The organism is Pseudomonas sp. B35(2017) (assembly GCF_002113645.1).
GTDB lineage: Bacteria > Pseudomonadota > Gammaproteobacteria > Pseudomonadales > Pseudomonadaceae > Aquipseudomonas > Aquipseudomonas ekonensis.
In genome coordinates this window covers 419,161-434,190 of record NZ_NEIZ01000001.1, presented here as the reverse complement: position 1 = coordinate 434,190, position 15,030 = coordinate 419,161, and the positions used below count along the sequence as shown (strand labels likewise).

General features: G+C 67.3%; 12 protein-coding genes. 5 read left to right on the top strand and 7 right to left on the bottom strand.

Features of this window, described 5'->3' with window-relative positions; all coding sequences use genetic code 11:
- Positions 1-86: 86 nt before the first annotated feature.
- Entirely contained in the window at positions 87-1,454 is a 1,368-nt protein-coding gene (locus CAG41_RS02010) for an inorganic triphosphatase (RefSeq protein ID WP_085581039.1), read from the top strand.
- 88 nt (positions 1,455-1,542) lie between these two features.
- Here CAG41_RS02010 and CAG41_RS02005 read toward each other — a convergent pair whose 3' ends face one another.
- A complete protein-coding gene (locus CAG41_RS02005) occupies positions 1,543-2,007 on the bottom strand; it encodes an Lrp/AsnC family transcriptional regulator (protein WP_085581042.1) in 465 nt (154 codons plus the stop codon).
- A 126-nt stretch (positions 2,008-2,133) separates the two neighbouring features.
- On the opposite strand from CAG41_RS02005, the gene CAG41_RS02000 reads away from it, so the two are divergent.
- The 3 genes from CAG41_RS02000 (at position 2,134) to CAG41_RS01990 (ending at position 4,738) form a co-directional block, all read left to right on the top strand.
- Positions 2,134-2,472 (top strand): hypothetical protein, encoded by a 339-nt coding sequence (locus CAG41_RS02000; RefSeq protein ID WP_085581044.1) that lies wholly within the window; start codon positions 2,134-2,136, stop codon positions 2,470-2,472.
- A gap of 92 nt (positions 2,473-2,564) precedes the next feature.
- The gene (locus CAG41_RS01995; protein ID WP_085706658.1) at positions 2,565-4,349 is read left to right on the top strand and encodes a GspE/PulE family protein; all 1,785 of its coding nucleotides are present in this window, start codon (positions 2,565-2,567) and stop codon (positions 4,347-4,349) included.
- Between the two features lie 71 nt (positions 4,350-4,420).
- Positions 4,421-4,738: a DUF2388 domain-containing protein gene (locus CAG41_RS01990; RefSeq protein ID WP_085581048.1), complete on the top strand. Its 318-nt coding sequence runs from the start codon at positions 4,421-4,423 to the stop codon at positions 4,736-4,738.
- A gap of 254 nt (positions 4,739-4,992) precedes the next feature.
- On the opposite strand, the gene gcvP is transcribed toward CAG41_RS01990, so the two are convergent.
- Positions 4,993-7,866, bottom strand: coding sequence for an aminomethyl-transferring glycine dehydrogenase (gcvP, locus tag CAG41_RS01985; RefSeq protein WP_085706657.1), 2,874 nt, complete (start codon positions 7,864-7,866; stop codon positions 4,993-4,995).
- Positions 7,867-8,020: 154 nt separating this feature from the next.
- Between gcvP and CAG41_RS01980 the strand changes: the two genes are divergently transcribed.
- Positions 8,021-9,163 (top strand): DegT/DnrJ/EryC1/StrS aminotransferase family protein, encoded by a 1,143-nt coding sequence (locus CAG41_RS01980; RefSeq protein ID WP_085655873.1) that lies wholly within the window; start codon positions 8,021-8,023, stop codon positions 9,161-9,163.
- A 55-nt stretch (positions 9,164-9,218) separates the two neighbouring features.
- Here CAG41_RS01980 and gcvH read toward each other — a convergent pair whose 3' ends face one another.
- The 5 genes from gcvH to CAG41_RS01955 form a co-directional block, all read right to left on the bottom strand.
- The gene (gene gcvH / locus CAG41_RS01975; RefSeq protein ID WP_085581054.1) at positions 9,219-9,602 is read right to left on the bottom strand and encodes a glycine cleavage system protein GcvH; all 384 of its coding nucleotides are present in this window, start codon (positions 9,600-9,602) and stop codon (positions 9,219-9,221) included.
- 49 nt (positions 9,603-9,651) lie between these two features.
- Positions 9,652-10,734, bottom strand: coding sequence for a glycine cleavage system aminomethyltransferase GcvT (gene gcvT / locus CAG41_RS01970; protein WP_085581056.1), 1,083 nt, complete (start codon positions 10,732-10,734; stop codon positions 9,652-9,654).
- A 156-nt stretch (positions 10,735-10,890) separates the two neighbouring features.
- A complete protein-coding gene (locus tag CAG41_RS01965) occupies positions 10,891-12,507 on the bottom strand; it encodes an iron ABC transporter permease (RefSeq protein ID WP_085630137.1) in 1,617 nt (538 codons plus the stop codon).
- Between the two features lie 111 nt (positions 12,508-12,618).
- A complete protein-coding gene (locus CAG41_RS01960) occupies positions 12,619-13,623 on the bottom strand; it encodes an extracellular solute-binding protein (RefSeq protein WP_085581060.1) in 1,005 nt (334 codons plus the stop codon).
- 180 nt (positions 13,624-13,803) lie between these two features.
- On the bottom strand, positions 13,804-15,021 hold the full coding sequence (locus CAG41_RS01955; RefSeq protein ID WP_170930260.1) for a 2-octaprenyl-3-methyl-6-methoxy-1,4-benzoquinol hydroxylase: 1,218 nt from the start codon (positions 15,019-15,021) through the stop codon (positions 13,804-13,806).
- Between the last annotated feature and the right edge of the window lie 9 nt (positions 15,022-15,030).

Below are 15,030 nucleotides of genomic sequence, written 5' to 3'. Positions count from 1 at the left end.
GCGCAGCCCCCGTGAGTCCTGTACACTGCACGGCCTTGGCAGCCGCGCATCCCCCGGCTGCGCTCCCGATCCTGGATTTTCCGGCCATGCAGAAAGAAACCGAAATCAAACTCCGCGTCAGCCGCGAAACCCTCGCCGCCCTGCGCGAGCACCCGCTTCTGAAAAAACGCAACAAAAATGGCTGGGAACGCCGTGAGTTGATGAACCAGTACTTCGACACCCCCGAGCGCGACCTGGCCCAGGCCAAGGTCGCCCTGCGCCTGCGCAAGGACGGCGACGAAGTGATCCAGACCCTCAAGACCCGCGGCCAGAGCGTCGCCGGCCTGTCCGAGCGCAACGAGTACGACTGGCACCTGGCCAAGGCCAAGCTCGATGTGAAGAAGCTCGACGGCGAATGCTGGCCCGAGTCCCTCGCGGAACTGGACAAGAAAACCCTCAAGCCGATCTTCACCACCGATTTCGTCCGCGAGCGCGCCGAGATCGCCTGGGGCCGCGGCAAGGCCAAGGTGGTCATCGAAGCCGCCCTCGACCTGGGCCACGTGGTGGTCGGCAAACAGAAAGAAGAAATCTGCGAGCTGGAACTGGAACTGCGCGAAGGCGAACCCGCCGCGCTGCTGGAACTGGCCGCCGAACTGGCCGAGACCCTGGCCCTGATGCCGTGCGACATCAGCAAGGCCGAGCGCGGCTACCGCCTGTACGACGCCGGCAGCTACTCGCTGAGCCTGCCGGCGCCGCAACTGACCGCCGAGACCCCGCTCGACGACGCGTTCGCCGCCCTGGGCTGGCACCTGCTCGGCAGCAGCCAGCGGCTGGCCGAACAGTATCGCTTCAACGGCCACTGGCGCCTGCTGCAGGACTGGGTCGAACAATTGGCGGAACTGCGCGCCCTGCTCAGCAGCCTCGGCCAGGCCGCGCCGCGACCGTCGACCCACGACCTGCGCGCGGCGCTCGACGCCCTGCTGGAAGACTGGCGCCCGCTGGTGCAGGCCGGCCTGGACGACGAAGACGTGCGCAAGGCCGCGCCGGAACAGTTCCTCGAAGAGCTGGAAGACCCGCGCTGGGGCCTGTTCTCGCTGAACGCCTCACGCTGGCTGCTGGCCCGCGGCTGGACCGCCCAACGCACCACCCGCGGCGACCGCCAGGGCTCGGCCCAGTTGCAGAGCTGGCTGCCTCGCCTCTTGAGCGAAGAAGCCGGTTCGCTGCAGTTGCAGCGCTACCAGCAGCAGCCGGAAGACCTGGCCGAACAGCTGCCGCGCATCGAGCGCATCCAGGTGTGGCTGCACCACGCGCGCGACGTGCTGGAGATCGCCGAAATGGATCGCCTGTACGGCGAACTGAACAAACTGGCGCAACTGGCCAACCAGCCGATCACCGACGAAGCGCTCGATGCCCGCAAGCATCAGGCGATCGCGGTCTATCAGAACCGCGCCTGGAAGACCCTGCTGCGCCTGTGATCCCGCCATCGCCGGCAGGCCCGCTCCCACAAATCCCCTGTGGGAGCGAGCCTGCTCGCGGTGAGGCTCTCCCCCTCGACGAAGACCCTCAGACCGGCAGACTGGTGGTCGACTTGATCTCCGACAGCGCCACGATCGAATTCACCTCCTGAATCCCCGGCACCAGCGACAGCTTCTCGAAGAAGAACCGCTCGTACGCCTCGATGTCCGCCGCGACGATGCGCAGCATGAAGTCCACCGCCCCCATCAGCACGTAACACTCCAGCACCTCCGGGAAGCCGCGGATCGCCTCGGTGAACTCGGTGAAGTTCGAGCGGCCGTGGGCGTTGAGCTTCACCTGGGCGAAGATCTGCGTGTTCAGGCCGATCTTCTTGCGGTCGAGCAAGGTCACCTGGCCGCGGATGATCCCCTCCTCCTTCATCCGCTGGATCCGCCGCCAGCAGGGTGACTGCGACAGCCCCACCTGTTCGGCGATCTGCGCGCTGGACAAGGAAGCGTCCGCTTGCAGCAGGGCGAGAATGCGCCGGTCGTAGCTGTCCAGCTCGCTGTGCATAAATAATCCTCACAATCATCAGATGCGAAATAGAACCTGTCGGCCAATCCGCCAATTTGCCCATCTTAGATAAGAAATGCCCGGCGCAGCGTGCAAAAATTTCTCCACCGAATCCGGAGAGCCGCCATGCCCCACCTCGAAGCCGTGAACACCCCCTCGCCCCGCGCCGATGCGTGGAGCGCGCGCAACGCCCATTGCCTGGCGCAATACCGGATCCTCGCCGAAGCCGAACCGGATCTGCCGGTGCGCGTGCTGAACCTGTTCGCCCTGCAATGCCTGACGCCTGAACAGTTCAACCTGCAGCGGCTGGACGACCTGCTGTCGATCGACATCGTCATGGGCGGGCTGAGCTGGCACCGCGCCCAGGTGATCGCGCAGAAGCTGGGCAACCTGGTCAGCGTCTGTTCGGTCACGCTGCACAATGCCGATGCGGCGCGGACGGCACCGGTGCAGGCGGCTGGCTGAAAGATCCCGAAACGGCTTGCGCCCGGTAGTGGCCCAACGGTCTGCGGGGCCGCGGCTATCCTTTGGCGCACTGTCGTTCAAAAGGTGTCCGCATGTCCGTTCAACTCGCCGCTCAGGATCGCTGGCTGGATCTCAACGATGTCTTGCGTGAACTGGTGGCCCAGGGCTTCATCAGTCAGGACGCCGCCGAACAGGCGCTGAACGCGCGCCGCCGCCAAGGCGCCCACAACCCCCTGCACCCGCTGGAGTTCATCGCCGGCCAGCAGCTGGACGACCTCAGCCGCCCGGGCCGGCACCTGGACCTGGAAGGCCTGACCCTGTGGCTGGCCCAGCAGGCCGGCCAGCCGTACCTGCGCATCGACCCGTTGAAGATCAACGTGGCGGCCGTCATTCCGCTGATGTCCTACGCCTTCGCCCAGCGCCACAGGATCCTGGCGGTGGCCGTCGACCGCGACGCGGTGACCGTGGCCAGCGCCCAGCCCTACGTCCGGGGCTGGGAGGCCGACCTGACCCACGTGCTGAAGCTGCCGGTCAAGCGGGTGGTGGCCAACCCGGCGGACATCCAGCGCCTGAGCGTCGAGTTCTTCCGCCTGGCCAAGTCGGTCAGCGGCGCCAGCAGCGCCGACCAGCAGGGCGGCCACCTGGGCAACTTCGAACAGTTGCTCAACCTCGGCGCCAGCGACCAGGAGCCGGACGCCAACGACGCGCACATCATCAACATCGTCGACTGGCTGTTCCAGTACGCGTTCCAGCAGCGGGCCAGCGACATCCACATCGAGCCGCGCCGCGAGCAAGGCACGGTGCGCTTTCGCATCGACGGCGTGCTGCACAACGTCTACCAGTTCCCGCCGCAGGTGACGATGGCCATCGTCAGCCGCCTCAAGAGCCTGGGCCGGATGAACGTCGCCGAAAAGCGCAAGCCCCAGGACGGCCGGGTCAAGACCAAGACCCCGGACGGCGGCGAGGTCGAGCTGCGCCTCTCGACCCTGCCCACGGCGTTCGGCGAGAAGATGGTCATGCGGATCTTCGACCCCGAAGTGCTGCTCAAGGACTTCGACCAGCTGGGCTTTTCCGCCGACGACCTGCGCCGCTGGCAGGACATGACCCGCCAGCCCAACGGCATCATCCTGGTGACCGGGCCCACCGGGTCGGGCAAGACCACCACGCTCTACACCACGCTCAAGAAGCTGGCGACGCCCCAGGTCAACCTCTGCACCATCGAAGACCCGATCGAGATGGTCGAGCCGGCGTTCAACCAGATGCAGGTGCAGCACAACATCGACCTGGGGTTCGCCGCCGGCGTGCGGGCGCTGATGCGGCAGGATCCTGACATCATCATGATCGGCGAGATCCGCGACCTGGAAACCGCCGAGATGGCGATCCAGGCCGCCCTCACCGGGCACCTGGTGCTGTCGACCCTGCACACCAACGACGCGCCCAGCGCCATCAGCCGCCTGCTGGAGCTCGGCGTGCCGCATTACCTGATCAAGGCCACGGTGCTCGGGGTCATGGCACAGCGCCTGGTGCGCACCCTGTGCCCGCACTGCAAGGCGCCGCTCACCCTCGACGACGACGGCTGGCAGTCCCTGACCCGGCCATGGCAGGCGCCGCTGCCGGGCAACGCGCAACGCTCCGTCGGCTGCCTGGAATGCCGCGACACCGGTTACCACGGACGGGCCGGCGTCTACGAGATCATGCAACTGAGCGACGGCCTCAAGGCCCTGATCACCCCCGACACCGACCTCACGGCCATCCGGCGCCAGGCATTCAAGGAAGGCATGCGCAGCCTGCGGCTGTCGGGGGCGCAGAAGGTCGCGGCGGGGCTGACGACCATCGAGGAAGTGCTGCGGGTGACGCCGCAGAGCGAGCAGCGCTAGCCGTCACGGAACTCGACCCGGGAGCGGCGATCCAACGGCACAGTCATCACCCCCCAGCGGAGTCATCCACCATGCGTCTCAAACTTGCTGTCGCCACCCTTGCCCTGCTGTCCCTTCCCGTTGGTTCAGCGATGGCCGACAGCTTTTGGCGTAACGTCATCTCGTCCGGCGCCACCACCGGCTCGACCTACCTGACCTTCAAGGACCACAAACTGATCGTCGCCGCCCAAGACGATGCCGGCAGCTTCGTCGCCAGCGAAGGCAGCATCCGCGGCCCGTACCTGGAAGCCGCGATGCAGAAGGTCCGCGCCGACAACCCGGGCCTGCAGGCGTCGGACATGGAACTGGCGAACGCGATCCTGGCGAAGAACGCCGTGGCTTCCGAGTAAGCCTTGCCCCACAGAAATGCCGCTCCCGGGAGCGGCATTTTTTTTGCCCGCGTTTCTGCGGGAACGACTGGGTGGGTTTCGCCCTGTGGGGCCTGGGCTGACGCCATCGCCAGCAGGCTGGCTCCCACAAAGTGCGCGGAGCGCATGCAGGATCTGCGGCCACCGCAAAGACCTGTGGGAACTTGCCTGCAAGCGATGAGGCCGGCACATCCAGCATCACCCGTGCCTGACCCACCGCCAGCGACCACAGGGGCTCAGCGGTAGTCGTCCACCGGCACGCACGCGCAGAACAGGTTCCGGTCGCCGTAGACGTTGTCCACCCGGTTCACCGCCGGCCAGTACTTGTGCGCCTTGGTGTGCGCATCCGGGGTGATGCCCTGCTCGATGCTGTAGGGCCGTTCCCACACCCCGGTGATGTCCGCCAAGGTATGCGGCGCGTGCTTGAGCGGGTTGTCCTCGGCCGGCCAGTTACCGTTCTGCACTTCGGTGATTTCCGCGCGGATGCTGAGCATGGCGCCGATGAACCGATCCAGTTCGGCCTTCGACTCGCTCTCGGTCGGTTCGACCATCAGCGTGCCCGGCACCGGGAAGGACATGGTCGGCGCATGGAAACCGTAATCCATCAGACGCTTGGCGACGTCCTCCTCGCTGATGCCGGTGAGGGCCTTGAGCGGCCGCAGGTCGAGGATGCACTCGTGGGCCACCCGTTCGTTGCGGCCGGTGTACAGCACCGGAAAGGCGCCGGACAGGTGCCGGGCCAGGTAATTGGCCGCCAGGATCGCCACTTCGCTGGCGTCCGCCAGTTGCGGCCCCATCATGGCGATGTACATCCAGCTGATCGGCAGGATGCTCGCGCTGCCCCACGGCGCGGCGCTCACCGCGTCGTTCTGCGGTTGCGGGCCGTCGAGCGGCACCACCGGATGGTTGGCGACGAACGGCGCCAGGTGCGCCCGCACGCCGATCGGGCCCATGCCCGGCCCGCCGCCGCCGTGGGGAATGCAGAAGGTCTTGTGCAGGTTCATGTGCGACACGTCGGCGCCGATGTCCGCCGGCCGGGCCAGCCCGACCTGGGCGTTGAGGTTGGCGCCGTCCATGTACACCTGGCCGCCGTGCCGGTGGATCACTTCGCAGATCTCGCCGATGCCCTCCTCGTACACGCCGTGGGTCGAGGGGTAGGTCGCCATCAGGCAGGACAGCCGCTCGCCCGCCTCGGCCGCCTTGGCCTTGAGGTCGTCCAGGTCGACGTTGCCGGCGTCGTCGCATTCGACGATCACCACCCGCATCCCCGCCATCTGCGCCGACGCCGGGTTGGTGCCGTGGGCCGAGGACGGGATCAGGCAGATGTCGCGCCCGCCCTGCTGCCGGCTCTCGTGGTATTTGCGGATCGCCAGCAGCCCGGCGTATTCGCCCTGGGCGCCGGAGTTGGGCTGCATGCAGATCGCGTCGAACCCGGTGATCGCGCAGAGCCAACGCTCAAGCTCCTCGATCATCAGCGTGTAGCCGACTGCCTGCTCCCGGGGGGCGAACGGGTGCAGATGAGCGAACTGCGGCCAAGTGATCGGGATCATCTCGCTGGTGGCGTTGAGCTTCATGGTGCAGGAGCCCAGCGGGATCATCGACTGGTTGAGCGCCAGGTCCTTGTTCTCCAGCTGCTTGAGGTAGCGCAGCATCTCGGTTTCGCTGTGGTGGGCGTTGAACACCGGGTGGCGCAGGTACGGCGTGCTGCGCTGCAGGGCGTCAGGGATCCCGGACACCACGTTCTCCGCGTCGAGCGCCTCGACGCTCAGGCCGTGATCGGCCCCCAGCAGCACATCGAACAATTTCGCCACGGTCTGTTCGTCGCAGGTCTCGTCGAGGCTCAGGCCCAGCCGTCCGCGGCCGAGGATCCGCAGGTTGATCTGCGCGGCCTTGGCGCTTTCGATGATCGCGGTCTGCGCGCCGCCCACCTCCAGCGTGAGGGTGTCGAAAAAGTGGTCGTTGACCCGGTCGACGCCATGCCGGGCCAGACCGGCGGCAAGGATGCACGTCAGCCGGTGCACCCGCTGGGCGATCCGCTTGAGGCCCTCCGGCCCGTGGTACACCGCATAGAACCCGGCGATGTTGGCCAGCAGCACCTGGGCGGTGCAGATGTTCGAGTTGGCCTTCTCCCGGCGGATGTGCTGCTCGCGGGTCTGCAGGGCCATGCGCAGTGCGACGTTGCCGCGGGCGTCCTTCGACACCCCGATGATCCGCCCCGGCATCGCCCGCTTGTGCTCCTCGCGGGTGGCGAAGTACGCCGCGTGCGGGCCGCCGTAGCCCATCGGCACGCCGAAGCGCTGGCTGGAGCCGAACACCACGTCCGCGCCCAGTTCGCCCGGCGGGGTCAGCAACAGCAGGCTCAGCGGATCGGCGGCCACGCAGGCCAGCGCCTGCTGCGCGTGCAGGTGGTCGATCAGCGGCCGCAGGTCGCGGACTTCGCCGTGGGTGTCGGGGTACTGGAACAAGGCGCCGAACACCTGATGCTGCTTGAGGTTATCCACAGCCTCGACAATCAGCTCGAAACCGAAGCCTTCGGCCCGGGTGCGCACCACGGAAATCGTCTGCGGGTGGCAATTCTCGTCGACGAAGAACAGGTTGCTCCTGGACTTCGCCACCCGCTTGGCCAGCGCCATGGCCTCGGCGGCGGCGGTGGCTTCGTCGAGCAGCGAGGCGTTGGCCAGTTCCAGGCCGGTCAGGTCGATGATCAGTTGCTGGAAGTTGAGCAACGCTTCGAGCCGGCCCTGGGCGATCTCCGGCTGATACGGCGTGTAGGCGGTGTACCAGCCGGGGTTCTCCAGCACGTTGCGCAGGATGACGGCCGGGGTGACGGTGCCGTGGTAGCCCATGCCGATGAGGCTGGTCCAGACCTGGTTCTGCTCGGCGTACCCGCGCAGCTTCGCCAGGGCCGCCTGTTCGTCCAGCGCCGGCGGCAGATCCAGTTCACGGTTGAGGCGGATGCCCGGCGGCACCGTCTGCTCGATCAGTTCGACGCGGCTGCCCAGGCCCAGGCTGTCGAGCATCGCCTGCTGTTCGGCGGCATCGGGGCCCAGGTGGCGACGGAGGAAGGCCTGGGGGTCGCGTAACTGGCTCAAGGACGGCATCTTGGACATGACGGGCTCTCTTCTTGGCTGGCGCTCGGCGTCAATGCGACACGGTCAAACCAGCATAGCAGCCGATGCCGTCACGGACGGCTTGGCGCGACGCGCCGGGCAGGCGCATGCTGTGCAGCCTGCATCCGGCCCCACCAATGGACGACCGATCCCCATGAGCCAACCTCCGTTCCTGCCGTTCTCCAAACCTGTCATCGACGACGCCACCATCGCCGCTGTGGGCGATGTGCTGCGCTCGGGCTGGATCACCAGCGGGCCGAAGGTCCAGGCCTTCGAAGCGCAACTGTCAGACTACTTCGGCGGGCGCCCGGTGCGCACGTTCAACTCCGGCACCTGCACCATGGAGATCGCCCTGCGCATCGCCGGCATCGGCCCCGGGGACGAGGTGATCACCACGCCGATCTCCTGGGTGGCCACCGCCAACGTGATCCTGGAGGTCGGGGCGACACCGGTGTTCGCCGACATCGACCCGGTGACCCGCAACATCGACCTTGACCGGCTGGAAGCGGCGATCACCCCGCGCACCAAAGCGGTCATCCCGGTATACCTGGCCGGCTTGCCGGTGGACATGGAGCGCCTGTACGCCATCGCCCGCAGGCACAACCTGCGCATCGTCGAAGACGCCGCCCAGGCCCTGGGCTCCAGCTGGAACGGCCGGCGCATCGGCGCCACCGGGGACTTCGTGTCGTTCAGCTTTCAGGCGAACAAGAACGTCACCTGCGCCGAGGGCGGTTGCCTGGTGCTCAACACCCCCGAAGAGGCGCGGCTGGCGGAGAAGTACCGCTTGCAGGGCGTCACCCGCAACGGCTTCGACGGTCTGGACGTCGATGTGCTGGGCGGCAAGTTCAACATGACCGACGTGGCCGCCACCATCGGCCTGGGCCAGTTCGCCCACATCGAGGCCCTGACCGCGCACCGGCGCGAACTCGCCCGGCACTACTTCCGCTGCTTCGGCGACGACTTCGAAGCGACCTTCGGCGCACAGCTGCCCCCGGCGGACTTCGAGAACAGCAACTGGCACCTGTTCCAGCTGGTGCTGCCGGAACGCCAGGACGGGCAGCCGGCGCGGGCGACTTTCATGGAGCAGATGCAGGCCCTGGGCATCGGCATCGGCTACCACTACCCGCCGATCCACTTGCTGAGCCTGTACCGCGAGCGCGGCTTCAAGGAAGGCATGCTGCCGGTGGCGGAACGGGTCGGCCGGCTGATCGTGTCACTGCCGATGTTCACCGCCATGACCCTGGCGGACGTCGAACGCTCGGTGGCGGCGGTGAAGGCCGTGCTGCGCGGCGCCTGAACGGCGGGCATGAAAAAGCCCCGACGGATCGGGGCTTCGGGGTGTCGCGCTGGGGTTACTCGCCGATTTCCTTCTTGTAGGCGGCGGCGTCGAGCAGCTTGTCCAGCTCGGACTTGTCGCTTGGCTTGAGCTTGAAGATCCACGAGTCGTAAGGTTCTTCGTTCAGCAGCTCCGGCGAATCGGCCAGTTCTTCGTTGACCGCGATCACCTCGCCGCCCACCGGCGCGTAGATGTCGGAGGCAGCTTTCACCGACTCGACGACGCCGGCCGCATCACCGGCGGCAAAGACCTTGCCCACTTCAGCCAGCTCAACGAACACCACGTCGCCCAGCGCAGCCTGGGCGTGGTCGCTGATGCCCACGGTGACGGTGCCGTCGGCTTCCAGGCGGGCCCATTCATGACTTTCGGCGTAACGCAGGTCGGCGGGGATATTGCTCATCTTCGGTGTCCTCAAGGATTAGGTCAGCGGTCGTACCCGCCGCAATAGATTAGATCAAGGTTTTGCCGTGGCGCACGAAGGTCGGCTTGACCACCCGCACCGGATACCATTTGCCGCGGATTTCCACTTCGGCGCGGTCGGCGGTCGCCATCGGCAGACGCGCCAGGGCGATCGACTTGCTCAGCGTAGGAGAGAAACTACCACTGGTGATCTCCCCTTCGCCAACATCGGCGATGCGCACCACCTGATGGGCGCGCAAAACGCCGCGCTCCTCCAGCACCAGGCCCACCAGTTTGTGCTGCACGCCGGCGGCCCTTTCGGCCTCCAGCGCATCGCGGCCGATGAAGCGGCGGGTGGCCGGCTCCCAGGCGATGCTCCAAGCCATGTTCGAGGCCAGCGGCGAAACGTCCTGGTGGATGTCCTGGCCGTACAGGTTCATGCCGGCCTCGACCCGCAGGGTGTCGCGGGCGCCCAGGCCTATGGGGGAAATGCCAGCGCCCACCAGGTCGTTGAAGAAACCCGGCGCCTCGGCGGCCGGCAGGACGATCTCCAGCCCGTCCTCGCCGGTGTAGCCGGTGCGGGCGATGAACCACTCGCCGTCGGCGCGACCTTCGAAGGGCTTGAGGTGATGGATCAGGTTGGCGCGGGACTGGCTCACCAGTTCAGCCACCTTGTGCCGGGCCTGCGGGCCCTGGATGGCGAGCATCGCCAGTTCGGGACGCTCGCGCAGGCGCACGTCGAGGCCGGGCAGGTGCGCCTGCATCCACTCCAGGTCCTGGTCGCGGGTGGAGGCGTTGACCACCAGACGGTAACCGTCGTCGAGGCGGTAGACGATCATGTCGTCGACGATGCCGCCGCGCTCGTTGAGCATGGCGCTGTACAACGCACGGCCGGGGCTGTGCAGGCGTTCGACGTCGTTGGCCAGCAGGTACTGGAGCCAGGCCTTGGCCTGGGGGCCGGTGACATCGAACACGGTCATGTGGGAAACATCGAACACCCCGCAATCGCGGCGCACCTCGTGGTGCTCCTCGACCTGCGAGCCGTAATGCAGTGGCATGTCCCAACCGCCAAAATCGACCATCTTCGCGCCGAGGGCGAGGTGAAGGTCATACAGAGGCGTACGCTGTCCCATGGGTTTCTCCTTCCGGGCGTGGCGAAGGCGCGGGCAGCCGCTGCACAGGATGAAAGCCTTGGAACACAAGGCCTTGAGCCGATCTCAGCAACTGTTTCTGTCAGACTGACCGCACCGAATGCCGCGCATTGTAGCCGCAAGGCACGGGGCTGGCACCTAGCCGTTTCGGTGGGCCGAACGGCGGATCAGGCCGATGACCGGCAACAGCCCGACCAGCACCAGGGTCAGCGCCGGCAACGACGCCCTCGCCCACTCGCCTTCGCTGGTCATCTCGAAGATCCGCACCGCCAGCGTGTCCCAGCCGAACGGGCGCATCAGCAAGGTCGCGGGCATTTCCTTGAGCACATCGACGAACACCAGCAGCGCTGCGCTCAACGTGCCCGGCAGCAACAGCGGCAGATACACTTTGAAAAACAACCGCGGCCCACCCACCCCGAGGCTACGTGCCGCTTCGGGCAAAGAAGGCCGTATACGCGCCAGGCTGCTTTCCAGCGGCCCGTAGGCCACCGCCATGAAGCGCACCAGGTACGCCAACAGCAACGCCGCCAGGCTGCCCAGCAGCAACGGCTTGCCCGCCCCGCCCAACCAGGCCGACAGCGGAATCACCAGCACCCGGTCCAGGTAACTGAAGGCCAGCATGATCGACACCGCCAGCACCGACCCGGGCAAGGCGTAGCCGAGGTTGGCGAGGCTGACGCCGGAGCGGATCGCCGGCGTCGGCGCCAGGCGCCGGGCGAAGGCCAGCAGCAGCGCCACACCGACGGTGATCAGCGCCGCCAGCGCCCCCAGGTAAAGCGTGTGCAGGATCAGTCCGGCGTAGCGCTCATCCAGGTCGAACCGCCCGCGCCGCCAGAACCACACCGCCAGTTGCAGCACCGGGATGACGAACGCGCAAGCGAACACCAGGACGCACCACCCGGTCGCCGCCCAGGCCTTGGGGCCTCGCAGGTGATACAGCGCCTTGACCCGCGGCCGCTCGTTGCCTGCCCGGTTGGCGCCGCGCGCACGGCGCTCGCCGTACAGCACCAGCATCACCGCCAGCAGCAACAGGCTGGCCAGCTGCGCCGCGCTCGACAGGCTGAAGAAGCCGTACCAGGTCTTGTAGATGGCGGTGGTGAAGGTGTCGAAGTTGAACACCGACACCGCGCCGAAATCCGCCAGGGTCTCCATCAGCGCCAGCGCCACGCCCGCGCCGATGGCCGGCCGCGCCATCGGCAGCGCCACCCGCCAGAACGCCTGCCACGGCGACTGGCCGAGCACCCGCGCCGCTTCCATCAGGCCCTTGCCCTGGGCCAGGAACGCGGTGCGCGCCAGCAGGTAGACGTAGGGATAGAAGACCAGCACCAGCACCACGATCACCCCGCCGGTGGAGCGCACCCGGGGCAGGCGCAGGCCGCTGCCGAACCACTCCCTCATCAACGTCTGCACGGGGCCGGCGAAGTCCAGCAGGCCGACGAACACGAACGCCAGCACGTAGGCCGGCACCGCGAACGGCAGCATCAGCGCCCAGTCGAGCCAGCGCCGGCCGGGGAACTCGCACAGGCTGGTGAGCCAGGCCAGGCTCACGCCCAACAGCGTCACGCCGACGCCGACGCCGAGCACCAGGGTCAGGGTGTTGCCCAACAGGCGCGGCATCTGGGTGTCCCACAGGTGCGACCAGATCTGCGCATCGACGCTCTGCCACGACAGCAGCAGGACGCTCAGGGGCAGCAGCACCAGCGCGGCGATGGCGAAGACGATGGGATACCAGCGGCGTTGGGCGGGGTGGGCCAAGTAAAGACTCTCGTTCAAATGACTGTGCCCACGCTCGGCGTGGGCACACATTCTGTGACGCGCTGCGTCACGCTTTCGGCGATGCGACGCAGGGTACGGGAATGGTCGGTATCAGTTCCAGCCGGCCCGGTCCATCATGCGGATCGCCTCGGCCTGGCGCTTGCCCGCCACTTCCACCGGCAGGGTGTCGGCCACGAACTGCCCCCAGGCCGCCACTTCCTCGGACGGTTTCACCGCCGGGTTGGCCGGGAACTCCTGGTTCACGTCGGCGAAGATCTTCTGCGCCTCAGGCGTGGTCATCCACTCCACCAGCGCCTTGGCCGCTTCCGGGTGCGGCGCGTGCTTGGTCAGGCCGATGCCCGACAGGTTGACGTGCACGCCGCGGTCCGCCTGGTTCGGCCAGAACAGCTTCACCGGCAGGTCAGGCTTCTGCTTGTGCAGGCGGCCGTAGTAGTAGGTGTTGACGATGCCCACGTCGCACTGGCCGGCGTTGATCGCCTCCAGCACCGCGACGTCGTCGGAGAACACGTCGGTGGACAGGTTGTTGACCCAGCCCTTGAGGATCTTCTCGGTCTTCTCGGCGCCGTGGGTCTCGATCATCGTGGCGGTCAGCGACTGGTTGTAGACCTTCTTCGCCGTGCGCAGGCACAGGCGGCCTTCCCAGTTCTTGTCGGCCAGGGCTTCGTAGGTGGTCAGTTCGCCCGGCTTCACCCGCTCGGTGGAGTAGGCGATGGTGCGGGCACGCAGGCTCAGGCCGGTCCAGGCATGGCTGGAGGCGCGGTACTGCTGCGGAATGTTGGCGTCGATGGCCTTCGAGGTGAACGGCTGGAGAATGCCCATCTGCTCGGCCTGCCAGAGGTTGCCGGCGTCGACGGTCAGCAGCAGGTCGGCGACGGCGTTGTCGCCTTCGGCCTTGATCCGCTGCATCAGCGGCGCTTCCTTGTCGGTGATGAACTTGATCTTCACTCCGGTCTTGGCGGTGTAGGCGTCGAACACCGGCTTGATCAGTTCGTCGATGCGCGAGGAGTAGACCACCACCTCGTCAGCGGCCTGGGCGGCGGTGCTGCCGATCAGGGTCAGGGCCAGTGCGGTCAGAAGACGCTTGGGTGCCAACATGGGAGCGGTCTCTCGGTCGGGAAAAGTGGGCCAAATGATAAGGACTCACATTTACCGACTCAATCGAACGCTGTTCGAAGGAGTTACCAGATGTTGCACAGCCCGGGATTCGCCATCACCCCGCATCCGGGTGGGAGCCAGCCTGCTGGCGATGGCGGCGGGTCAGCCGCCATCCCTTTCTCAGGCCTTGGCCAGGTCCGGCAAGTCCCCGGTCAGCCCCAGCGCCTGACGCACGAACAGTGCCTTGGCCTCCGGCATCTGCTCCACCATCTTCAGCCCGGTGTTGCGCAGCCAGCGCAGCGGCAGCGGATCGGCCTGGAACAGGCGCTCGAAGCCTTCCATCGCCGCCATCAGCGCCAGGTTGTGCGGCATTCGCCGGCGTTCGTAGCGGCTCAGCGTTTTCACGTCCGCCAGGCGTTCGCCGCGTTCGGCCGCCTGCAGCAGCACCTCGGCCAGCACGGCGGCGTCGAGGAAACCGAGGTTCACGCCCTGCCCGGCCAACGGGTGAATGGTGTGCGCCGCATCGCCGATCAGCGCCAGGCCTTCGGCCACGTAACGCTTGGCGTGCCGCTGGCGCAACGGCACGCACAGGCGTGGGTCGGCGCTGACGACCTCGCCCAGGCAGCCTTCGAACGCCCGCTCCAGCTCCCGGCAGAACGCCGTTTCATCCAGCGCCATCAGGCGCTCGGCCTCGCTTGGGGTGGTCGACCAGACGATCGAGCACCAGTCCTGCTGCCCGTCACGCTCAAGCGGCAGGAACGCCAGCGGGCCGTGGTCGGTGAAGCGCTGCCAGGCGGTCATCCGGTGCGGCTTGGCGCTGCGCACGCTGGTGACGATGGCATGGTGCATGTAATCCCATTCGCGGGTGGCGACGCCGGTCAGGCGGCGCACCGCCGAGTGGGCGCCGTCCGCCGCGATCACCAGCGGCGCGCGCAGGGTGCGGCCGTCGGCCAGGGTCAGCAGCCAGTCGTCGCCGGAGCGGCGCATCTGCTCCAGCCGGGCATTGGCCAGAAGGCCCAGGTCGCAGTCGTGCAGACGGTCGAGCAAGGCGTCCTGCACCACGCGGTTCTCGACGATGTGGCCGAGCACGCCGGCGTGCACGCTGCTGGCCGAGAAATGGATCTGCCCGGTGCCGCTGCCGTCCCAGACGTGCATGTCGGTGTAGGGGCTGGTGCGGCGCTGGACGATGCCGCCCCACACGCCCAGGCGCTCGAGGATGCGCTGGCTGGCCGCCGACAGGGCGCTGACCCGCGGTTCGAACGGCGCCTGCGCATCGAAGGGTTTGACGCTCAACGGGCTGCCGTCGAGCAGCAGGACTTCCAGCCCGCTGCCCTGCAACGCCAGCGCCAAGGCGCTGCCGACCATTCCGGCTCCGACAATCAGCAGATCTGCGCGCATTTCCATGCT